The following is a 19,702-nucleotide window of genomic DNA, read 5'->3' as shown; positions in this document are numbered from 1 at the left end:
CTTCAAGTCTAGGCGCGGCCCCCGACATGAGGTTCGCCGTCGGGAAGCGGCGCCCGTCTCGAAACCACGCCGCCCGTCGGTCGGGCAGGCGCGAAGCGCCGTATCGAGACCATGCCGCGGACGTGGTCTCGGTACGCTCCTTCGTCGCTACTCGACCGGCCTCACGAAGTTCGCGCGCGCCTCGACGCCCAGATCTGGGTGGTCGACGAAGATGCCGTCGACCCCGGTCGCGAGCACGTCGGCGAACTCGGTCGCCCAGTCGCCGTAACCGGCTCGAGTGGAACCCTTCCGGTTCGCCGGTACGAGGAATCGGTTCTCGGGTCGCAGCGTCCACGTGTAGACCTCGAGCCCCGCCGCATGGGCCGCGACGACGAGCGCCGCCCCGCGCAGGGGCGGCGCCGAGGCATCCTTCGCGCGCTTCGGCGGCGCGCCCACCAGGCGGCCCTTGCCGACGCTCACGCCGTCGAACCGGCCGGCGAGCCCGCGCAGGCCGTCGGCGGTGAGGAACGCGTCGTAGCGTGGGGCATGCCGGCCCTGTGCGAGCACGAGGTCCCATGGGCTGCCGGTGTTCTCGATGAGCGCGACCCGCTTGCCCCGGACGCCTCGGGCCGCGAGCCGCTCGAGCAGGGTCGGCTCGAACGCCTCCATGATGAGCCGTTCGTCGCCCCTCCCCCAGCCCGCGGCCTCGAGCTCGGCCGCGAAGAGCTCGTCGAGCGGCAACCCGAGCGCGGCGAAGTGGGCGGCGTGCTTGAACTCGGCGACCATGCGGATGAGACGGCGCTGCTCGTCGGCGGCGGTGTCGATCAGGCCGAACAGGTCGCGCAGCCTGATGACCGGGTACCGCCCGTCGAAGCTCGCGCTCGCGGGACGCAGCGAGCCGAGCCGTTCGCGGGCGCGCAGCGTGGCGAGCTCGGCCCACGTGAAGTCCTCCGTGAACCAGCCGGTGAGCGGGGCGCCGTCGACCTCGCGCGTCGTGCGCCGGCCCGCGAACTCGGGCCTCGACGCGACATCCGTGGTGCCCGAGATCTCGTTCTCGTGGCGCAGCACGAGCACGCCGTCGCGGGTCGACACGATGTCGGGCTCGACCGCGTCGGCGCCGAGCGCGAATGCGAGCTCGTAGGCCGAACGGGTGTGCTCCGGCCGGTAGCCCGGCGCACCGCGGTGCCCGATGACGAGGGGGCGCCCGGCCAGGTCGTGCTGCATCTGCCCAGCGTAGCCAGCGGCCGTGCGCGCGGCCCGGAATTCCGCGGGAACTCTCGGCGTTGTCTCGAACAACTCGGGTAGGTTTGTTAACCGGCGCGGATGCCGCATCCGGTCGCCGATCCCCCGCATCCGACGACAGCCGAAAGCAGAGGAACCCATGGCTCTCGACAACCCCGCATTCTCGCGGAACTCCGCCTTCTCGCAGCAGGGAGCCGTGGCCGCATCGCAGGACATCTCGGCCCAGCAGCTGCAGGAGATGTACAACCAGCCCGCGACGCCGCCCGCCGGCGAGACGATGACGGTCGAGTCGACGCTCGCGAAGTCGGTCGCCGGCTTCGGCCTGCTGCTCGTCGGTGCAGCGATCGGCTGGCTCACCGTCGAGAGTGTGCCGTTCCTCTGGATCGGCGCCGGCATCGTCGGCTTCGTGCTCGCGATGGTCAACGTCTTCAAGCGCGAGCCGTCGGCCGCGCTGATTCTCGCGTACGCGGGCGTTCAGGGCGTCTTCGTCGGCGGCATCTCGGCCTGGTACGAGATGATGTACGGCGGCGGCATCGTGGCTCAGGCCGTCATCGCAACGCTCGTCGTGTTCGGCGTGACGCTCGCGCTGTTCGCCTCCGGCAAGATCCGGGCGTCGAAGCGTGCGACGAAGGTGTTCCTCATCGCGATGGTGGGCTACCTCGTGTTCTCGCTCGTCACCTGGGGCCTCCAGCTCTTCGGCGTGGTGGGCGACGTGCGCTCCATGCCGAGCCCCATCTTCGGTATCGAGTGGGGCCTCATCATCGGCGTGCTCGTCGTGATCATGGCGGCCTACTCGCTCGTGCTCGACTTCGACTTCATCCAGCAGGGCGTGCGCAACCGCGCTCCGAAGAAGTACGAGTGGACCGGCGTCTTCGGCATCATGGTCACCGTCATCTGGCTCTACCTCGAGATCCTGCGCATGCTCGCGATCGCGCGCGACTAGGTGTTGTTGGCCATGAGGTTGTTGACGTCTGACCTATGCGCTCTCGCGAGCTCAGCTGGACGCTGATACGCTGTGGCTTCCGTGCAGGATTTGAGGAGGTGGTACCCGTGAACGAATTGACGTTGGTGCTCCTCTGGGGAGTCACGGTCGGGCGATAGGTCGTCTGGGAGCGCCGCATATTTGCTGCATTCCCGAAAGGCACGACCATGCACTTCACTTCTCAACAAATTCTCAACGAGGGCATCACCGAGCGTGAGTTCACTCTCGGTGATTTTTCCGGCATTTTGTGGACGCCGGCAGTCGCTTCCTCGTCCACGCCTGTTCCACTCATCCTGATGGGCCAGCCTGGCGGGTTTGGAATCCGACGGATGTATCCCCGTCTGGTTACACGGGCACTCAGCGCCGCTGCGCAAGGCTTCGCTGCGGTCTCCATAGAGATGCCTGGGGCGGGCAAACGCACCCCGCTACCCGGCGTGGAGCAGGCTCGAGCGGACCTTATCCGTGCAATCTCCGCTGGCGACCGGCCCGGAGCGGACGTTATCGACCGGCTGATCCTTCCGCTCGTCGATCAGGCGGTGCCAGAGTGGCAGATCACTCTCGACGAGGTCCTCGACCGCCCTGAGATCGGCGAGAAGGTCGGATTCTCGGGCGGAGTCATAGCGATGGGCACACGCCTCGCCGCCATCGACTCACGAATCGCGGCAGCCGGACTTTTCGCTGGTAGTTACGTGCCAGGCGTAACGATGGAAGAGGCGCGCCAGGTCACCATTCCGCTGCACGTTCTCCTCCAGTGGGATGACGAGGGGAATGACCGGGGAATGGCTCTCGATCTCTTCGACGCCTTCGCATCTACCGAGAAGACGCTCTACGCCAACATGGGCGGCCACACAGGCGTCCCGCAATTCGCGGGCGAGGATGCCGCCCGCTTCTTCGCCCGGCATCTCGGCTCAGCCGTTGACTGAGAGAGCGCCGGTTCCGCGGAGCCGCAAGTCGAGCACCCACGCGAACGCTCCACTGACAGTTGAGGGACGCCATCGGCTTGTCGAACGCTGCCGATGTCGCCCGATCGCTCACGTTGCCCGCGAGATGGGGATCTCGCGGGCAACCGCGTCCAAGTGGGTTAATCGATACCGGCAGTTCGGCGCGGTCGGACTTCTCGACCGGTCATCCGCTCCCGACCGGAAGCCCACTGCGACTAGAGGCGACGTGGTGACTCGGATCGAAAGAATGCGCCGTGAAGACAAGTGGTCGGCATCTCGAATCGCTTTCGAACTCCAACGAGAACAGATCCACATCAGCCGGCGCACCGTGACGCGCCTCCTCGGGCAACTCGGACTGAATCGTCGACGCTTTATTGACCCGAGCGGAGAGAGCAACCGTGAACCGCAGAAGATCGTGGCACGACATCCCGGTCACATGGTCCATATCGACGTGAAGAAGGTCGGCCGAATCCCCGACGGCGGAGGCTGGCGCGCTCACGGACGAGGTAGCCCGGAAGCGAAGGCGGTCGATCGTGCCAAGAAGGGTGCACGCACTGGCTATACCTACCTGCACTCCGCGATCGACGGGCACACCCGCCTGGCCTACACCGAAGCACTCCCTGACGAGAGGGCCACAACTGCTGTCGCGTTCCTGAACCGAGCCCGCGCCTGGTTCGCTGCGCACGGCATCGTGAAGATCGAACGAATCGTCACTGACAACGGAGCTTGCTATAGGTCTCACGCGTTCGCCGAAGCCATGCGGGAAAGTCAACACCGGCGAACCAAGCCCTATACCCCCAAGCACAATGGCAAGGTCGAGCGCTACAACCGCATCCTCGGTGAGGAATTGCTTTATGCCCAGGCGTGGCGCTCAGAGCAAGAACGATTCAACGCCGTCATGGCGTGGAACGCCCACTACAACTACCACCGCCCCCACGGTGCGCACAACGGGCTACCGCCAGCATCCGCGACACACCTGCGCGTCAACAACGTCCTGGCCTCCTACAACTAGGCTCCTCGCCGGTCGAGTGGGCGCGCAGCGCCGTATCGAGACCCGAACGGCCGCCCTCGGGCGGCCGTTCGGCGTTTCCGGCGCTCAGTACCCGAAGGCCGACGCGGCAGCTCGGATCGCCTCGGCGGATGCCGCGAGCTGCGCCCGCTCGCGATCGGAGAACGGGGTGCCGACGATCGGGCGCGCGCCCTCCCCGTCGACGACGCTCGGCAGCGACAACGCGACCCCCTCGAGCTCGGGGATCTCCGGACCGTGCACCGTGCTCACCGGCAGCACGGCGTGCTCGTCGCGCAGCACGGCCTCGACGATGCGGGCACCGGTCAGCCCGATGGCGTAGTTCGTCGCCCCCTTGCCGCGGATCACCGTGTAGGCGGCATCGCGCACCTCCCGCGCGATGCCGTCGAGCTCCTCGGCGGTGAACCGTCGAACGCCCTCCCAGTCGAGGATCGGGACCGGACCGATGCGCGCCTCCGACCACAGCGGGAACTCGGTGTCGCCGTGCTCGCCGACGATGTTGGCGTGCACGCTCGACGTCGACACGCCCGCCCGCTCGGCGAGCCGCCAGCGCAGTCGCGAGGTGTCGAGCACCGTGCCCGATCCGAACACGCGCTCGACAGGGAGCCCGGTGATGCGCTGCGCCGCGACCGTGAGCACGTCGACCGGGTTCGTCACGAGCACGACGACGGCGTCCGGCGCCCGCTCGAGGAGGGCGGGCAGCAGCCGCTCGAGAATGCCGACGTTCGTCGCGGCGAGATCCATGCGGCTCTGGCCCGGAGCCTGTTTCGCCCCGGCGGTGACGACGATGACGTGCGATCCCTCGACGACGGACACGTCGGCACCGCCCGTGACCCGTGCCCGGGTGAACTGGGTACCGTGCGCGAGGTCGAGCACCTCGGCCTCGACCTTCTCGGCGGCGATGTCGTAGAGCACGATTTCGGCTGCCGAATCCCTGATGAGCGCGGCGTAGGCGAGGCTCGATCCGACCGCCCCCGCGCCGACGACGGTGAGCTTGCTGTTCTCGACGACTCCCATGCGGCCAGTCTGCCGCACTCCCCGTGAACGCCGAAGGGCGCCGGCCACACGGCCGGCGCCCTTCGCGCACCCCGTCGCAGCACGACGGGGACGGGAGCGATCACTCCCACTCGATGGTCCCCGGCGGCTTCGAGGTGACGTCGAGCACGACGCGGTTGACCTCGCGCACCTCGTTGGTGATGCGGTTCGAGATGCGAGCGAGCACGTCGTAGGGCAGTCGGGTCCAGTCGGCGGTCATCGCATCCTCCGACGAGACCGGGCGCAGCACGATCGGGTGGCCGTAGGTGCGGCCGTCGCCCTGCACGCCGACCGAGCGGACGTCGGCGAGCAGCACGACCGGGCACTGCCAGATCTCGCCGTCGAGACCGGCCTTCGTGAGCTCTTCGCGGGCGATCGCGTCGGCGTCGCGCAGCAGCTCGAGCCGGTCGCGGGTGACCTCGCCGACGATGCGGATGCCGAGGCCGGGGCCGGGGAACGGCTGGCGGCCGACGATCGCCTCGGGAAGCCCGAGTTCGCGGCCGATCGCGCGCACCTCGTCTTTGAAGAGGGTGCGCAGCGGTTCGACGAGCTCGAACTGCAGGTCTTCGGGGAGGCCGCCGACGTTGTGGTGGCTCTTGATGTTCGCGGTGCCCGAGCCGCCGCCCGACTCGACGACGTCTGGATACAGCGTGCCCTGCACGAGGAACTTGATCGGCTTGCCGTCGGCGGCGGCCTCGGCGATGAGGTCGCGCTCGGCGGCCTCGAACGCGCGGATGAACTCGCGACCGATGATCTTGCGCTTCTCCTCGGGGTCGGTGACCCCGGCGAGCGCGTCGAGGAAGGTCGCTTCGGCGTCGATCGTGACGAGGCGCACGCCCGTGGCGGCGACGTAGTCGTTCTGCACCTGCTCGCGCTCGCCCTTGCGCAGCAGCCCGTGGTCGACGAAGACCGCGGTCAGCTGGTCGCCGACGGCGCGCTGCACGAGTGCGGTCGACACGGCCGAGTCGACGCCGCCCGAGAGCGCCGAGATGACGCGGGCGTCGCCGACCTGCTCGCGGATGCGGGCGACCTGCTCGGCGATGACGTTGCCCGAGTTCCACTCGGCGGGGATGCCGGCGGCGCGGTGCAGGAAGTTCTCGATGATGCCCTGGCCGAACGGCGAGTGCTTCACCTCGGGGTGCCACTGCACGCCGTAGAGCTTGCGCTCGTCGTTCGCGAATGCGGCGACCGGGGTCGACTCGGTCGAGGCGAGCACTTCGAAGCCCTCGGGCGCGCGGGCGACCGAGTCGCCGTGGCTCATCCACACGGTCTGCGCGGCCGGCTGGTCGACGAGGAGCGCGTTGCCCGAGGCATCCGTCACCGTCGCGGCGGTCGCGCCGTACTCGCGGGCGCCGGTCTCGGCGACCTCGCCGCCGAAGTGCCGCGCCATCACCTGGAAGCCGTAGCAGATGCCGAGGGTGGGCACGCCGAGCTCGAGGATCGTCTCGTCGAGCTGAGGGGCGCCCTGCTCGTACACCGAGCTGGGTCCGCCCGAGAGCACGATGCCGATCGGGTTCTTGGCGCGCACCTCGTCGGCCGAGATCGTGTGCGGCACGATCTCGGAATAGACGGATGCCTCGCGCACGCGCCGCGCGATCAGCTGCGCGTACTGCGCGCCGAAGTCGACGACGAGAACGGGCCGCTGCTCGGTCTGCTGGTCGGTCACTGCTGGGCCTCCACGGAGTCGGGGGTGGGGTCGGATGCCTCGGGGCTGGTGCCGCCCGCCGCGCCGGCGTCGTCGCCGGCCGCGGCGTCGGCTTCGCGCCGGTCGAGGTACGCACGCACCTCGCGCCCGATACGCGCCTCGAGGAAGAACGAGAGGAACGGGATGACGCCGCCGAGGGCGATGACGATGAACCGCGTGAACGGCCAGCGCATCAGGCTCCACAGCCTGAAGTCGCTGAACAGGTAGACGACGTAGAACCAGCCGTGCGCGATGAGGATGCCGGTCGAGAGGTTCACGCCCTGCCCGGTCGACTCGAGCCCCGAGGCCGTCTCGAGCACGGGCTCGAGCGAGAGCACGCCGTTCGGGCCGAACGCGAAGAGCTCGTAGTGCCAGACGTACTTCACGAGCATCTCGGCGCAGAGCAGCAGCAGCATGACGCCCGTGATGACCGAGGCCACCTGGTAGAACTTCAGCGCCCCGCGAATGCGCGGCAGATCGGCGAGTTTGGGCTCGAGGGGCATGAACATAGTCTACGTGGCGTCGGCTGGGCGCAGGCTCAGCACGAACCGGCGCAGCATGGCGACCGCGTCGTCGATGCCGCGGGCCGGGTCGGGCGCGGCCGCGTTCGCGATCGCGACCTCGTTGAGCGCCCCCGAGAGCATCGTCGCGACCGTGTCGAGCGACAGGTCGTCGATGACGCCCGCCTCGGCGAGTTCGGCGACGCCCTCGTCGAGCAGGCGCACGCTCGACTCGAGGTCGCCCTCGCGCCATTCGCCCCAGCCGAGCACGGCCGGCCCCTCGATGAGCAGGATGCGCCGCACCTCGGGCGCGAGGCTCGCCTCGAGGAATGCGCGGCAGCCGGCGAGGAAGTCGTCGAGCACGTCGTCGTGACCGGTGGCCGCCTGCTCGACGGCCCGGGCGACGCCGAGTTGCGCATGCTCGACCACCGCCTGGAAGAGGCCGCGCTTGCTGCCGAAGTGGTGGTAGAGCGCCCCGCGAGTGAGGCCCGCCTCGGCCATCAGGTCTTCGAGGGCCACCCCCGCGTAGCCGTCGACGGCGAATCGGGCGGTCGCGAGGCGCACGATCTCGCTGCGCGTGCGGTCGCGCTGCTCGGCCTTCGTCGCCACGTCGCCTCCCGGTTGACATGCACACTGTACGTCACCCATCATTACACATACATACAGTCTGTATGCATCTTTCGATCGTCAGGGGAACCCATGCTGCACAGCTCCTATCCCGTGCTCTGCTCCGCGGATGTCGCGGCGAGCGCCCGCTTCTACCGCGATCACTTCGGCTTCGAGAACGCCTTCGAGTCAGGCTGGTACGTGAGCCTCCGACACCCCGGCTCAGGACACGAGCTCGCGCTGCTCGACCCCGCGCACGAGTCGGTCCCCGCCGGCTACGGCGTGACGGCCCGCGGCGTGCTCGTCAACCTCGAGGTCGACGACGTCGACGCGGTCGCGGCCCGGCTCGAGGCATCCGGCGTGCCGATCGTGCAGGAGCTGCGCAGCGAGCCGTTCGGCCAGCGGCACGTGATCGTGCGCGACCCCGGCGGCGTGCTCGTCGACGTCATCACCGAGATCGAGCCGTCGCCCGAGTTCGCGGCGGCGTTCGGGGCGTGAGCGGCCGCGCTTCCCGACGGACGATCAGTCGTCGCCGGGCGCCCCCGCGGCCGACGCAGGTGCCGAGGTCGCGTCCGCGGCGGCCTCCGCCTCGTCGCGCTCGCGCTCGACGGCGTCGCGCACGAGCCGGTACCAGAGGTAGATCGCAAAGCCCGCGAACACGACCCACTCGACCGCGTAGAACACGTTGAGCCAGTTGAGCTCGGTGGTCTGCTCGGGCGGAGGCGACGAGATCGCGTCGAGTCCCGCGACGGGGTCGGAGGCCGTGACGTAGCCGAAGTAGACGGGCCGGTCGTCGTAGTCGGCCCACAGGTTGATGAGCTGCGCGACCGCGACGGTGTTCATCGCGAACGGGTCGTCGTCGGTGTCGGGCGGCACCGGCGCCTCGGTCGGCAGGAACCGGCCGACGACGCTCACCCGCGTGCTGCCGTCGAGCCCGGCCTCGAACTCGTCGAGCGCGGCTCGCACGGTCGGCTCGTCGGCCGCCCAGCCCAGCGCGATGGGGAGGCCTCCGGCCGGCGCCTCCGCGACCTCGAGGTGGGCGACCGCCCAGTACCCCAGGACGCCGTCGTTCAGGCGCCCCTCGACGATCACCGTGTCGCCCGGCACGTAGGTGCCGGTGACCTCGACGCGCTGCGCGGTGACCGCCTGCCGCGTCGGCGAGTCGGGCTCGGCGATGCCGTCGAAGGGCATCACCTGCTCGGTCGGCCGTTCGATGACGACCGCCTGCTCGACGGCCCGCTCGATCTGCCACTGGCCGAGCAGGGCGAACCCTGCGGCGACGGCGAGCGCGGCGACGAGCGCGGCGATCCAGCGCGGGCGCAGCATCATGCGCACGACGGCGCGGCGTGAGTCGGCGGACACGATGGACAAGCCTACCGGCGCGCGGCTGGGAGGTCGTTCGGCCAGCGGCCGGTCGAGTCGGCGCGCAGCGCCGTGTCGAGACCACCGGCCTCCCTGTTCAGTCCACCTTCACGATGTCGGGCGCCTCGAGCCGCACCCGGTCGGCGGACTCGTCGTCGGGCTGCTCCTGCGACGCGCGCTCTGCGGCGACCCGCTGCAGGTAGCGCTCGACCTCGAGCGTCTCGCGCGCCTCGTCCCAGCCGAGCACCCGGCCCATGAGCCTCGCCGCGACCGGCGCTGCCGACACTCCGCGGTCCCACGACTCGATCGAGATGCGGGTACGACGTGCGAGCACGTCGTCGAGGTGCAGCGCCCCCTCGTGCGAGGCGGCGTAGACCACCTCGGCGGCGAGGTAGTCGTCGGCACCGGGCAGTGCCTCACCGAGCTCGGGGTCGGCGCGGATGAGGTCGAGGAGCTCGTCGGTCAGGGTGCCGTAGCGGTTCAGCAGGTGCTCGATGCGCACCTTGTGCACGCCGAACGCCCGCGCGATCTTGCCGCGCTTGTTCCACGCCGCCTGGTAGCCCTCGGCGCCGAGCAGCGGGATGTCCTGCGTGGTCGACGCCGGGACCTTGCCGTCGAGCGCGTCGACGGCGGCGTCGATCGCATCCTTCGCCATGACTCGGTAGGTGGTCCACTTTCCGCCCGCGATCACGACGAGCCCGGGCACGGTGTGCGCCACGAGGTGCTCGCGCGACAGCTTCGACGTCTGCTCGCTCTCACCGGCGAGCAGCGGCCGCAGCCCGGCGTAGACGCCCTCGACGTCTTCGCGGGTGAGCGGGATCGCGAGCACGCGGTTGACGTGCTCGAGCAGGTAGTCGATGTCGGCGGCGGTCGCCGCGGGGTGCGCCTTGTCGAGGTTCCAGTCGGTGTCGGTGGTGCCGATGAGCCAGTGCCGACCCCACGGGATCACGAAGAGCACGCTCTTCTCGGTGCGGAAGATCATGCCCATCGCCGACTGGATGCGGTCACGGGGCACGACGAGGTGGATGCCCTTGGACGCGCGCACCTTGAAGGTGCCGCGCTCGCCCACCATGCGCTGGGTGTCGTCGGTCCACACGCCCGTCGCGTTCACGACCTGCTTCGCGCGCACCTCGAAGTGCTCGTCGGTCTGCAGGTCGTGCGCCTTCACGCCGACGACCCGCTCGCCGACCTTGATGAAGCCCTCGACCTTGACCCGGCTCGCGACGTGCGCGCCGTAGAAGCTCGCCGTCCGGGCGAGCGATGCGACGTAGCGGGCGTCGTCGACCTGAGCGTCGTAGTAGGTCAGGCCGCCGACGAGTGCGTCCTTCGAGAGCGACGGGATGGCGCGCATCACCTGCCGTTTCGACAGGTGCCGGTGATGGGGCACCCCGGGCGGGCGCCCTCCGGTGTAGCTGAAGATGTCGTAGAGCATCATGCCGGCGCCGACGTAGAACCGCTCGAACACGCGCTTCTGGAGCGGATAGAGGAAGCGCACGGGCTTGACGAGGTGCGGCGCGATGCGCTGCAGCAGCAGCCCTCGCTCGATGAGCGCCTCGCGCACGAGGCGGAAGTCGAGCTGTTCGAGGTAGCGGATGCCGCCGTGCACGAGCTTCGACGACCGGCTCGAGGTGCCCGAGGCCCAGTCGCGGGCCTCGAGGAGGCCGGTCGAGAGCCCGCGCGTGACGGCGTCGAGCGCCGCGCCGGTGCCGACGATGCCGCCGCCGACGACGAGCACGTCGAGCTCTTTCTCCTTGAGTCGCGCGATCGCGGCGTCGCGTTCCTCCGGTCCGAGCTTCTGCGAACGCGTCACCGACTTGAGCTGCGCCATCGTGCCACCCCATCCCCGCGGCCTCGTGGCTCGGCCGCGTGATCCGTTTCCACGCTACCCGAGCGACCGCGGATGGGTAAGCCTCTTGCGGCGGGTCACGATGGCTGCTTCGAGCCCGGCCGTGCGAGGACGACGGCCCGCGTCACGGCTCGACGACGGCCCGTTCGAACTCAGCCCCGCTGGAACTACGACCCGAGATACGGCTCGACGACGGCACGTTCGAACTCAGCCCCGCTGGAACTACGACCCGAGATACGGCTCGACGACGACCCGTTCGAACTCAGCCCCGCTGGAACTACGACCCGAGATACGGCTCGACGACGACCTCGACGCGCTGGAACTCCTTCAGGTCGGAGTAACCGGTCGTCGCCATCGACTTCTTGAGCGCACCGACGAGGTTCGCGGTGCCGTCGGCGGCCGGCGCGGGCCCGTAGAGCACCTCTTCGAGCGGGGCGACCTGGCCGACCTGCACGCGACGGCCGCGCGGGAGCTTCGCGTGGTGCGCCTCCGCACCCCAGTGGTAGCCGCCGCCGGGCGCGTCGGTGGCGCGCGCGAGCGCCGCGCCGAGCATGACCGCGTCGGCGCCGCAGGCGACGGCCTTCACGATGTCGCCGGCGGTGCCGACGCCGCCGTCGGCGATGACGTGCACGTAGCGGCCGCCCGACTCGTCGAGGTAGTCGCGGCGAGCGCCCGCGACATCCGCGACGGCCGTGGCCATGGGCGCGTGGATGCCGAGCGTCGTGCGCGTCGTCGAGGCGGCGCCGCCGCCGAAGCCGACGAGCACGCCGGCGGCACCCGTGCGCATGAGGTGGAGCGCCGCGGTGTACGTCGCCGCACCGCCGACGATGACGGGCACGTCGAGCTCGTAGATGAACTTCTTGAGGTTCAGCGGCTCCTGGTTCTTCGACACGTGCTCGGCCGAGACGGTCGTGCCGCGGATGACGAACAGGTCGACGCCGGCGGCGACGACGGTCTCGTAGAGCTCCTGCGTGCGCTGCGGCGAGAGGGCGCCGGCGACGGTCACCCCTGCCGCGCGGATCTCGGCGAGGCGCTCGGTCACGAGTTCGGGCTTGATCGGCTCGGCGTAGAGCTGCTGCATTCGCTCGGTGGCGCGGTCGGCCGGGAGGTTGCGGATCTCGGCGAGGACCGGTGCGGGATCGTCGTAGCGGGTCCACAGGCCTTCGAGGTCGAGCACGCCGAGGCCGCCGAGCTGGCCCATCATGATCGCGGTCTGCGGCGAGACCACCGAGTCCATCGGCGCGGCGAGGAACGGGATGTCGAACTGGTAGGCGTCGATCGACCATGCGACCGATACGTCTTCGGGGTCGCGCGTGCGCCGGCTCGGCACGATCGCGATGTCGTCGAACGCATACACTCGCCGGCCCCGCTTGGAGCGGCCGATCTCGATCTCCTGGGTCACCACTCAACCCTACCCGGGCGATACTCCGCCGGCTGAGAGGAACAGCGTGCGCACCGGACCGCGCCCCGATCTAGAACGGTGGCATGACGCCCACGGCGACCAGCAGCATCGGCGCGAGCACCAGGATGCCGGCGAGCAGGACCGGCGCGCCGAGGAGGCCGGCCACGATCGGGACCGGTCGCCAGCGCGTGCGCCGCGCGTGCGAGATCGCGACGACCCCGAAGCTGGTTGCGAAGAACACCGCGCCCAGCAGGTAGACGACGCCGGCCGCATCGATCTCGTCGGGACTTCCGGTGATCCCGGTCGCGAGCGCGGCGGCTTCGCCGATCGTGCCGAGTGCATAGATGGCGAAGGCTCCGAAGGCTCCCCACAGCAGCAGCGTCATCGTGTTCGATGCACGCGCGGCCGTCCGCGGGAGCACCGAGAGCACCAGGACGACCGCCCCGAACAGCTTGAGACCCACGACCAGCCAGTTCATGAAGGCCAGACCGGAGGCGTAGGCCGCCAGTGGTCCGCCGGCGAAGTGGTCCGTCGCCTCGAACGCGATGTTCACCGCAGCGAACACGACGAGCCCGAGCGCGCCGAGCATCGCCGCCCCCAGTGCGATCGTCGAGACGGACGCCGGTCCGGCGAGCGCCTTCGGACTGTCGATGCTCCGGTTGGTCATGCCGATGAGTCTGGGTGTCGGCACCCCTTCCCGCCTCACCCGATCGGGTGAGGCGATACCCGGCCCACGACTCGCCGCTCACGTCACGGCGCGTCGGTTCCCCGGAGGAAGAGCCGCGACGCGACCGCGCGGGCGAGTTCGTCGGGTGCCGCGCCGGCGGGCGCGTCGATCGCACCGGCGTTCCAGAGCGTGGCGAAGCCGTGCACGAGCGACCATGCCGCGAGCGCGTTCGCCCGGGTGTCACCGGCTGCGGCGCCCGCGCCGGCGCCGGCGCCGGCGCCGGCGCGCAGGAGGTCGCCGGCGCGGTCCCGGGCCGCGGCGAGCGCCGGGTCGTCCTCGCGCAGCAGCTCGGGCCGGAACATCACGGCGAAGCGACCCGGTTCGGCGGTCGCGAACCTCACGTAGGCGACCCCGGCCGCCACGAAGTCGCCGCCGGATGCCACGAGCTCGCGCACCAGCCGGTCGAACCCGTCGGCGGCGATGGCGGTGAACAGGCCCGTGCGATCGCCGAAGTGGTGGGCGGGCGCCGCGTGCGAGACGCCGACACGTCGCGCGAGGTCGCGGAGGCTCAGCCGGTCGACGCCGTCGGACTCGATCGCGTCGACGGCGGCGTCGATGAGCGCTGCACGCAGGTCCCCGTGGTGGTACGGCATGCGTCGACCCTACGCGACCAATCTAGGCATTGACAAGTTTCCTTGCGCCCTGCAATCTAGTCACTGACAAGTTCTGTTGGAAGGAGCCGCGCATGACCACCTCATCCGATTCCGCGACCACGGCCGCGACCGACGCCGCCTCGCGCCGGCCGACCGGCCGCAACCCCTGGGTTCAGACCTTCGTGTCGCCCGTGCCGATCGCCTTCGCCGTCGGCACCCTCGGCACCGCGCTCACGGGGTCAGTGCTCGCCGCGCTCGGTGCCACCGACGCCGCCGCGGCCTGGCAGGCATGGCTGACCGGAGGGCTCGTCGCGATGTTCCTCATCGCGGCGTCCGGCCGGCTCCACCCGAAGCTCCGCGCCGGACTCGCCGCGATGGTGCCGCCGGCGCTGCCGCGCCCGGACCTCATCGTGGCGGCGACCGGCGTGCTCGAGGCCGCCGGCGCGATCGGTCTCCTCGTGCCCGCGACCCACGACCTCGCGGCGCTCTGCCTCGCGCTGCTGCTCGTGGCCGTGTTCCCCGCGAACGTGCGCGCGGCGCGCCTCGGCGAGCGCGTCGGCAGCCTGAGCTCGCCGCTCCTGTCGCGCACGATCGAGCAGATCGTGTGGATCGCGGCCTGCCTCGTCGTCGCATTCGGCTGAGCGCCACCGCATCCTCCAGCGGTCAGCGCGCTCGGGCGACCCGCCCCTCGTCCCAGACGGGCGCATCGGTCTCCACGACCTCGCCCGCCTCGGTGAACACCACGAAGCGATCGAAGCTGCGGGTGAACCACCGGTCGTGCGTGACCGCGACGACCGTGCCGTCGAATCGCCCGAGGGCGTCCTCGAGCGCCTCGGCCGAGACGAGGTCGAGGTTGTCGGTCGGCTCGTCGAGCAGCAGGAGGGTCGCACCCGACAGCTCGAGCAGCAGGATCTGCAGGCGCGCCTGCTGCCCGCCCGAGAGCGACTCGAAGGTCTGCAGCGCCGCGCCGGCGAGCCCGTATCGATCGAGCGCCGAGCTCGCGGCCTCGCGCGCCATCCCCTCCCGGTTCGCGTCGCCGCGGTGCAGGATGTCGAGGAGGGTGCGCCCCCGGAACTCGGGATGCTCGTGGTTCTGCGCGAACCAGCCGGGAACGACGCGCGCGCCGAGCACCGCCCGCCCCTCGTGCGGCACGCGGGCGAGCTGCTCTCCCACGCTCGTGACGTGTCCGAGGGTGCGATCGGGTTCGGTGCCGCCACCCGCGAGCAGCCGCAGGAAGTGCGACTTGCCCGAGCCGTTCGAGCCGAGCACGGCGACCCGGTCGCCGTACCAGACCTCGAGGTCGAACGGGCGCATGAGCCCCGTGAGCCCCAGCCCCTCGCACACGATCGAGCGCTTGCCGGTGCGCGAGCCGCGCAACCGCATCGAGACCGCCTGCGCGGGTGGGCGCTCCTCGGGAGGACCGGCCTCCTCGAACTTGCGCAGCCGGGTCACCGCGGCCTGGTACCGCGAGGCCATGCCGTCGTTGTACGTCGCCTTCACCTTCATCGTCTGCACGAGCGTCTTGAGCGCCGCGTGCTGCTCGTCCCATCGCCGGCGCAGCTCGTCGAGGCGGGCGAACCGCGCATCGCGCGCCTCGTGGTACCCCTCGAAGCTCCCGCCGTGCACCCAGGCGGTGTTGCCGGCGGCGCCGAGCTCGAGCGTCACGATGCGGTCGGCGGCCCGCGCGAGCAGTTCGCGGTCGTGCGAGACGAGCAGCACCGTCTTCGGCGTCTCGCGCAGTCGATCCTCGAGCCAGCGCTTGCCGGGCACGTCGAGCGAGTTGTCGGGCTCGTCGAGCAGCAGCACCTGCTCCGGCCCGCGCAGCAGCGCCTCGAGGGCGAGGCGCTTCTGCTCGCCGCCGGAGAGGGTCGAGAGCTCGCGCCACTTCGCCCGTTCGTAGGGGACGCCGAGCGCCGCGAGCGTGCAGTGGTCCCACACGACCTCCTGCTCGTAGCCGCCGGCTTCGGCGTACTCGGCGAGCGCGGTCGCGTAGCGCATCTGCGCGTCGGTGTCGTCGCGTTCGATGAGGGCGTTCTCGGATGCCTCGAGCTCGAGCGCGGCCTCCCTGATGCGGCTCGGCGCGACCGAGACGAGCAGCCCTCCCACCGAGGCATCCGTGCCGTCGACCGTACGCCCCGTGCCGACGAACTGGTCCATCACGCCGAGCCCGCCGTCGACCTGCACGCTGCCCTCGTCGGGCCTGAGCTCTCCGCGGACGATGCGAAGCAGGGTCGACTTGCCCGCGCCGTTGGCGCCGATGAGCGCCGTCGTCGCGCCCTCGGAGACGCGGAAGGCGAGATGCGCGAGCAGCGGTCGCCCGTCGGGAAGCGAATAGGAGACGCCGTTGACGTCGATGAAGCCCATGGGTCAGTGATCCGATCGGTCTGCGACCGGAATCGGGACGCCCGCGGTCGCGCCGCCAGATGACGCGCAGAGCTGGGCAGCCGACCAGAATACAGCGCTCGGGTGCCCCCTGCCAGTCCCGTCCGATCTGCGGCAAGCTGGAGGCATGCATCGCATCGCCGCTGAGCCTCTCGACGTCCTCCGCACCCGCACGAGCGAGAAGTGGCGCCACTACGACGCCGACGTGCTGCCGCTGCCGGTCGCCGAGATGGACTACCCGCTCGCCGAGCCGATCGCCACCGCCCTGCACGCGGCGATCGATCGCTCCGACACCGGGTACGCCGCCGGCAGCCGCCCCGTGGCGGAGGCGTTCGCCCCGTTCGCCGCCGAACGATTCGGCTGGGAGGTCGACCCCGCTCGCATCACCTGCACGGGCGACGTGGCGATGGGGCTCGTCGAGGTGCTGCGGCAGGTGACGGAGCCGGGCGACCCGGTCATCGTCACCCCGCCGATCTATCCCCCGTTCTTCGACATCGTCACCGAGGCATCCGCACGGGTCGTCGAGGTGCCGATGCGCGGCGGCATCGACGAGGGCTGGTCGCTCGACCTCGACGACATCGACGCCGCGTTCGCCGCCGGTGCGAAGGCCATGCTGCTCTGCAACCCGCACAACCCGATCGGTCGCGTGCCCGAGCGCGACGAGCTCGCGGCCCTCGCCGAGATCGCGGCGCGCCACGGCGTGACGGTCGTCTCCGACGAGGTGCACGGGCCGCTCTCGCAGCCGGGCACGGTCTACACCCCGTTCCTCACGGTGTCGGACGCCGCGCGCGAGCACGGCGTCACGGTCACCGCAGCCTCGAAGGCGTTCAACCTCGCGGGGCTCAAGGCGGCCATGGTCGTCACGGCCTCCGACCGCGGCGACGCCGTGCGGCGCGCCTTCCCGTACGAGGTCGAGTGGCGCATGAGCCAGTTCGGCTCGATCGCCTCGGTCGCCGCCTTCCGCGACGGCGGGCACTGGCTCGACGGCGTACTCGCGAGCCTCGACGACAACCGGCGCCTGCTCGCCGAGCTGCTCGCCGACGAACTGCCCGGCGTGCGCTACCGCATCCCCGACGCCACCTACCTCGCGTGGCTCGACCTCTCCGTGCTCGGCTGGGGCGACGACCCCGCCGCGGTCGCACTCGAGCGCGCACGGGTGGCGCTCGGCATCGGCACGATGTTCGGCAAGGACGTGGGCCGGGGCCACGTCAGGCTCAACTTCGCCTGCACGCCCGAGGTGCTCGGCGAGGCGATCGCGCGCCTCGCCGACGCCGCCGAGAGCACACGACGATGACCGATGAGACTCGGGCCCGAGGCATCCGCCTCGCCGACCCCTCCGACGCCGCGACCGCGGCGCGGCTGCAGGTCGAGTTCGCGCTCGAGTTCGACTCGCCGACGCCGAGCCGCGACGTGCTCGAGCCGCGCTTCCGTCGGCTGATCGCCGACCCCGACGGGTTCGTGCTGTTCGCCGGCGACCCCGACCCGACCGGCTACGCCGTGGTGACGCTGCGGCCGACGGTCTACTGCGAGGGCCCGCTCGCGGTGCTCGACGAGTTGTACGTCGTGCCGGGACTCCGCGGCGCCGGCATCGGCACGGCACTGCTCGAACGCGCCGTCGACGAGGTGCTCCGGCGCGGCGGCGGCGAGATGCACATCAACGTCGACGAGGTCGACACCGACGCCCGCCGGTTCTACGAACGCCACGGGTTCGTGAACATCGAGCCGGGCACCGACTACCGCATGCTCTGCTACATCCGAGAGCTGGAGTCGGGCCCGGCCCGTCGCGCGTCAGCGGGTGATCAGCGGGTGTAGTTCGGCGCCTCGACGACGATCTGCACGTCGTGCGGGTGCGACTCCTTGAGCCCGGCGGGCGTGATGCGCACGAACCGGCCCTTCGTCTTCAGCTCGGCGATGGTGCGCGCGCCCACGTAGAACATCGACTGGCGGAGTCCGCCGATGAGCTGGTACGCGACGGCCGACAGCGGCCCGCGGTACGGCACCTGCCCCTCGATGCCCTCGGGGATCAGCTTGTCGTCGCTCGGCACGTCGGCCTGGAAGTAGCGGTCCTTCGAGTACGACGTCTTCTTGCCGCGGGTCTGCAGCGCGCCGAGCGAGCCCATGCCGCGGTACGCCTTGAACTGCTTGCCGTTCTGGAAGACGAGCTCGCCCGGGCTCTCGGCCGTTCCGGCGAGGAGCGACCCGAGCATGACGGTGTCGGCGCCGGCCACGAGTGCCTTCGCGATGTCGCCCGAGTACTGCAGGCCGCCGTCGGCGATGAGCGGCACGCCGGCCGGCTTCGTCGCCTTGGATGCCTCGTACACGGCCGTGATCTGGGGCACGCCCACGCCCGCCACGACGCGCGTCGTGCAGATCGAGCCGGGCCCGACGCCCACCTTGACGGCGTCGGCGCCGGCCTCGACGAGCGCCTTCGCGCCCTCGTAGGTCGCGACGTTGCCGCCGATGACGTCGATGTGGGCGAACGTCGGGTCGGCCTTCAGCCGGCGGATGATGTCGAGCACGCCGGCCGACTCGCCGTTGGCCGTGTCGACGACGAGCACGTCGACGCCGGCGTCGCGCAGCGCCTCTGCGCGCTCCCACGCGTCGCCGAAGAAGCCCATCGCCGCGCCGACGCGGAGGCGCCCCTCGTCGTCCTTCGTCGCGTTCGGGTACTGCTCGCTCTTGTCGAAGTCCTTCACCGTGATGAGACCCGTGAGCCGGCCCTCGTCGTCGACGAGCGGGAGCTTCTCGACCTTGTGCTTCGCGAAGATCGCGAGCGCCTCGTCGGGGTTCATGCCGACCCGGCCCGTGATCAGCGGCATCTTGGTCATGACCTCGCTGACCTTCGTCGACGCCTTCTCGAAGTCGGCGACGAAGCGCATGTCGCGGTTCGAGATGATGCCGACGAGCTTGCCGTCGTCGTCGACGACGGGCAGCCCGCTCACGCGGTACATGGCGCACAGCGCGTCGACATCGGCGACGGAGGCATCCGGCGTCGTCGTCACCGGGTTCGAGACCATGCCCGACTCGCTGCGCTTGACGCGGTCGACCATGTCGGCCTGGTCCTCGATCGACAGGTTGCGGTGCAGGATGCCGATGCCGCCCTGGCGCGCCATCGCGATCGCCATGCGCGCCTCGGTGACCGTGTCCATCGCGGCCGACAGCAGCGGCGTCGCGACGGTGATGCGGCGGGTGAGTCGCGAGGCCGTGTCGGCCTCGGACGGGATCACGTCGGTGTGACCCGGAAGGAGGAGGACATCGTCGTACGTGAGTCCCGTGAATCCGAACGGATCTGCCTGATCCATGACTTCCCTTCGTGTCGGAACACCCGATCGCTGCGCATCGTGGGTGGGGGTGGCGGTGCATCAATGTTAAGCGAGTTTGCACCGCGGGCATT

At 70.4% G+C, this 19,702-nt stretch carries 19 protein-coding genes; 7 read left to right on the top strand and 12 right to left on the bottom strand.

The window, feature by feature from the left end; genetic code table 11:
• Window positions 1–147: 147 nt before the first annotated feature.
• Window positions 148–1,203 (bottom strand): glycerophosphodiester phosphodiesterase family protein, encoded by a 1,056-nt coding sequence (locus LR269_RS07675; protein WP_231430151.1) that lies wholly within the window; start codon window positions 1,201–1,203, stop codon window positions 148–150.
• Between the two features lie 157 nt (window positions 1,204–1,360).
• Here LR269_RS07675 and LR269_RS07670 point away from each other — a divergent pair, with 157 nt between their 5' ends.
• From LR269_RS07670 to LR269_RS07660, 3 genes are all read left to right on the top strand, one after another.
• Window positions 1,361–2,164 carry a Bax inhibitor-1/YccA family protein gene (locus LR269_RS07670; protein WP_231430150.1) on the top strand — a complete coding sequence of 268 codons (804 nt, stop codon included), beginning with the start codon at window positions 1,361–1,363 and terminating at the stop codon, window positions 2,162–2,164.
• 206 nt (window positions 2,165–2,370) lie between these two features.
• On the top strand, window positions 2,371–3,126 hold the full coding sequence (locus LR269_RS07665; RefSeq protein WP_231430149.1) for an alpha/beta hydrolase: 756 nt from the start codon (window positions 2,371–2,373) through the stop codon (window positions 3,124–3,126).
• Entirely contained in the window at window positions 3,119–4,156 is a 1,038-nt protein-coding gene (locus LR269_RS07660) for an IS481 family transposase (protein WP_231430148.1), read from the top strand. Before LR269_RS07665 ends, LR269_RS07660 begins: the two co-directional genes overlap by 8 nt.
• Window positions 4,157–4,240: 84 nt before the next feature.
• Here the strand turns inward: LR269_RS07660 and LR269_RS07655 are convergent, their stop codons facing one another.
• From LR269_RS07655 to LR269_RS07640, 4 genes are all read right to left on the bottom strand, one after another.
• Window positions 4,241–5,188, bottom strand: coding sequence for an L-lactate dehydrogenase (locus LR269_RS07655; protein WP_231430147.1), 948 nt, complete (start codon window positions 5,186–5,188; stop codon window positions 4,241–4,243).
• A gap of 100 nt (window positions 5,189–5,288) precedes the next feature.
• Window positions 5,289–6,872 carry a glutamine-hydrolyzing GMP synthase gene (gene guaA / locus LR269_RS07650; RefSeq protein WP_231430146.1) on the bottom strand — a complete coding sequence of 528 codons (1,584 nt, stop codon included), beginning with the start codon at window positions 6,870–6,872 and terminating at the stop codon, window positions 5,289–5,291.
• The gene (locus LR269_RS07645) at window positions 6,869–7,393 is read right to left on the bottom strand and encodes a DUF3817 domain-containing protein (RefSeq protein WP_231430145.1); all 525 of its coding nucleotides are present in this window, start codon (window positions 7,391–7,393) and stop codon (window positions 6,869–6,871) included. The genes guaA and LR269_RS07645 overlap by 4 nt, the downstream gene beginning before the upstream one ends.
• A 9-nt stretch (window positions 7,394–7,402) precedes the next feature.
• Entirely contained in the window at window positions 7,403–7,999 is a 597-nt protein-coding gene (locus LR269_RS07640) for a TetR/AcrR family transcriptional regulator (protein WP_231430144.1), read from the bottom strand.
• 90 nt (window positions 8,000–8,089) lie between these two features.
• On the opposite strand from LR269_RS07640, the gene LR269_RS07635 reads away from it, so the two are divergent.
• Complete coding sequence (locus LR269_RS07635) at window positions 8,090–8,494, top strand: VOC family protein (protein ID WP_231430143.1); 405 nt, start codon at window positions 8,090–8,092, stop codon at window positions 8,492–8,494.
• A 24-nt stretch (window positions 8,495–8,518) separates the two neighbouring features.
• On the opposite strand, the gene LR269_RS07630 is transcribed toward LR269_RS07635, so the two are convergent.
• The 5 genes from LR269_RS07630 to LR269_RS07610 all read right to left on the bottom strand — a co-directional run bounded on the left by LR269_RS07630 (window position 8,519) and on the right by LR269_RS07610 (window position 13,926).
• Window positions 8,519–9,358, bottom strand: a complete 840-nt coding sequence (locus LR269_RS07630) for an SURF1 family cytochrome oxidase biogenesis protein (RefSeq protein ID WP_231430142.1) — start codon at window positions 9,356–9,358, stop codon at window positions 8,519–8,521.
• A 97-nt stretch (window positions 9,359–9,455) separates the two neighbouring features.
• Complete coding sequence (locus LR269_RS07625; RefSeq protein WP_231430141.1) at window positions 9,456–11,186, bottom strand: glycerol-3-phosphate dehydrogenase/oxidase; 1,731 nt, start codon at window positions 11,184–11,186, stop codon at window positions 9,456–9,458.
• A gap of 295 nt (window positions 11,187–11,481) precedes the next feature.
• Window positions 11,482–12,606: a GuaB3 family IMP dehydrogenase-related protein gene (locus LR269_RS07620; protein ID WP_231430140.1), complete on the bottom strand. Its 1,125-nt coding sequence runs from the start codon at window positions 12,604–12,606 to the stop codon at window positions 11,482–11,484.
• A gap of 70 nt (window positions 12,607–12,676) precedes the next feature.
• The gene (locus LR269_RS07615; protein WP_231430139.1) at window positions 12,677–13,195 is read right to left on the bottom strand and encodes a hypothetical protein; all 519 of its coding nucleotides are present in this window, start codon (window positions 13,193–13,195) and stop codon (window positions 12,677–12,679) included.
• A 161-nt stretch (window positions 13,196–13,356) separates the two neighbouring features.
• Window positions 13,357–13,926, bottom strand: a complete 570-nt coding sequence (locus LR269_RS07610) for a TetR/AcrR family transcriptional regulator (RefSeq protein ID WP_231430138.1) — start codon at window positions 13,924–13,926, stop codon at window positions 13,357–13,359.
• A 92-nt stretch (window positions 13,927–14,018) separates the two neighbouring features.
• Between LR269_RS07610 and LR269_RS07605 the strand changes: the two genes are divergently transcribed.
• Complete coding sequence (locus LR269_RS07605; protein ID WP_231430137.1) at window positions 14,019–14,567, top strand: DoxX family protein; 549 nt, start codon at window positions 14,019–14,021, stop codon at window positions 14,565–14,567.
• A gap of 22 nt (window positions 14,568–14,589) precedes the next feature.
• Here LR269_RS07605 and LR269_RS07600 read toward each other — a convergent pair whose 3' ends face one another.
• Window positions 14,590–16,290 carry an ABC-F family ATP-binding cassette domain-containing protein gene (locus LR269_RS07600; protein ID WP_231430136.1) on the bottom strand — a complete coding sequence of 567 codons (1,701 nt, stop codon included), beginning with the start codon at window positions 16,288–16,290 and terminating at the stop codon, window positions 14,590–14,592.
• A gap of 145 nt (window positions 16,291–16,435) precedes the next feature.
• On the opposite strand from LR269_RS07600, the gene LR269_RS07595 reads away from it, so the two are divergent.
• A complete protein-coding gene (locus LR269_RS07595) occupies window positions 16,436–17,602 on the top strand; it encodes a MalY/PatB family protein (protein ID WP_231430135.1) in 1,167 nt (388 codons plus the stop codon).
• Window positions 17,599–18,120, top strand: a complete 522-nt coding sequence (locus LR269_RS07590; RefSeq protein WP_231430134.1) for a GNAT family N-acetyltransferase — start codon at window positions 17,599–17,601, stop codon at window positions 18,118–18,120. Before LR269_RS07595 ends, LR269_RS07590 begins: the two co-directional genes overlap by 4 nt.
• On the opposite strand, the gene guaB is transcribed toward LR269_RS07590, so the two are convergent.
• The gene (guaB, locus tag LR269_RS07585) at window positions 18,108–19,610 is read right to left on the bottom strand and encodes an IMP dehydrogenase (RefSeq protein WP_231430133.1); all 1,503 of its coding nucleotides are present in this window, start codon (window positions 19,608–19,610) and stop codon (window positions 18,108–18,110) included. The genes LR269_RS07590 and guaB overlap by 13 nt on opposite strands.
• Window positions 19,611–19,702: the final 92 nt, after the last annotated feature.

This window comes from Agromyces sp. S2-1-8 (genome assembly GCF_021129215.1).
Taxonomy (GTDB): domain Bacteria; phylum Actinomycetota; class Actinomycetes; order Actinomycetales; family Microbacteriaceae; genus Agromyces; species Agromyces chromiiresistens.
This window is presented reverse-complemented; position numbering and strand designations above follow the sequence as displayed.

What these genes read in the sequence shown, in the direction of transcription:
- LR269_RS07635 (WP_231430143.1), top strand. Translation starts at nt 8,090, where the DNA reads ATGCTGCACAGCTCCTATCCCGTGCTCTGCTCCGCGGATGTCGCGGCG.
- LR269_RS07595 (WP_231430135.1), top strand. Translation starts at nt 16,436, where the DNA reads ATGCATCGCATCGCCGCTGAGCCTCTCGACGTCCTCCGCACCCGCACG.
- LR269_RS07625 (WP_231430141.1), bottom strand. Translation starts at nt 11,186, where the DNA reads ATGGCGCAGCTCAAGTCGGTGACGCGTTCGCAGAAGCTCGGACCGGAG.
- guaB (WP_231430133.1), bottom strand. Translation starts at nt 19,610, where the DNA reads ATGGATCAGGCAGATCCGTTCGGATTCACGGGACTCACGTACGACGAT.
- LR269_RS07670 (WP_231430150.1), top strand. Translation starts at nt 1,361, where the DNA reads ATGGCTCTCGACAACCCCGCATTCTCGCGGAACTCCGCCTTCTCGCAG.
- LR269_RS07600 (WP_231430136.1), bottom strand. Translation starts at nt 16,290, where the DNA reads ATGGGCTTCATCGACGTCAACGGCGTCTCCTATTCGCTTCCCGACGGG.
- LR269_RS07590 (WP_231430134.1), top strand. Translation starts at nt 17,599, where the DNA reads ATGACCGATGAGACTCGGGCCCGAGGCATCCGCCTCGCCGACCCCTCC.
- LR269_RS07665 (WP_231430149.1), top strand. Translation starts at nt 2,371, where the DNA reads ATGCACTTCACTTCTCAACAAATTCTCAACGAGGGCATCACCGAGCGT.
- LR269_RS07655 (WP_231430147.1), bottom strand. Translation starts at nt 5,188, where the DNA reads ATGGGAGTCGTCGAGAACAGCAAGCTCACCGTCGTCGGCGCGGGGGCG.
- LR269_RS07605 (WP_231430137.1), top strand. Translation starts at nt 14,019, where the DNA reads ATGACCACCTCATCCGATTCCGCGACCACGGCCGCGACCGACGCCGCC.
- LR269_RS07610 (WP_231430138.1), bottom strand. Translation starts at nt 13,926, where the DNA reads ATGCCGTACCACCACGGGGACCTGCGTGCAGCGCTCATCGACGCCGCC.
- LR269_RS07645 (WP_231430145.1), bottom strand. Translation starts at nt 7,393, where the DNA reads ATGCCCCTCGAGCCCAAACTCGCCGATCTGCCGCGCATTCGCGGGGCG.
- LR269_RS07675 (WP_231430151.1), bottom strand. Translation starts at nt 1,203, where the DNA reads ATGCAGCACGACCTGGCCGGGCGCCCCCTCGTCATCGGGCACCGCGGT.
- LR269_RS07615 (WP_231430139.1), bottom strand. Translation starts at nt 13,195, where the DNA reads ATGCTCGGCGCGCTCGGGCTCGTCGTGTTCGCTGCGGTGAACATCGCG.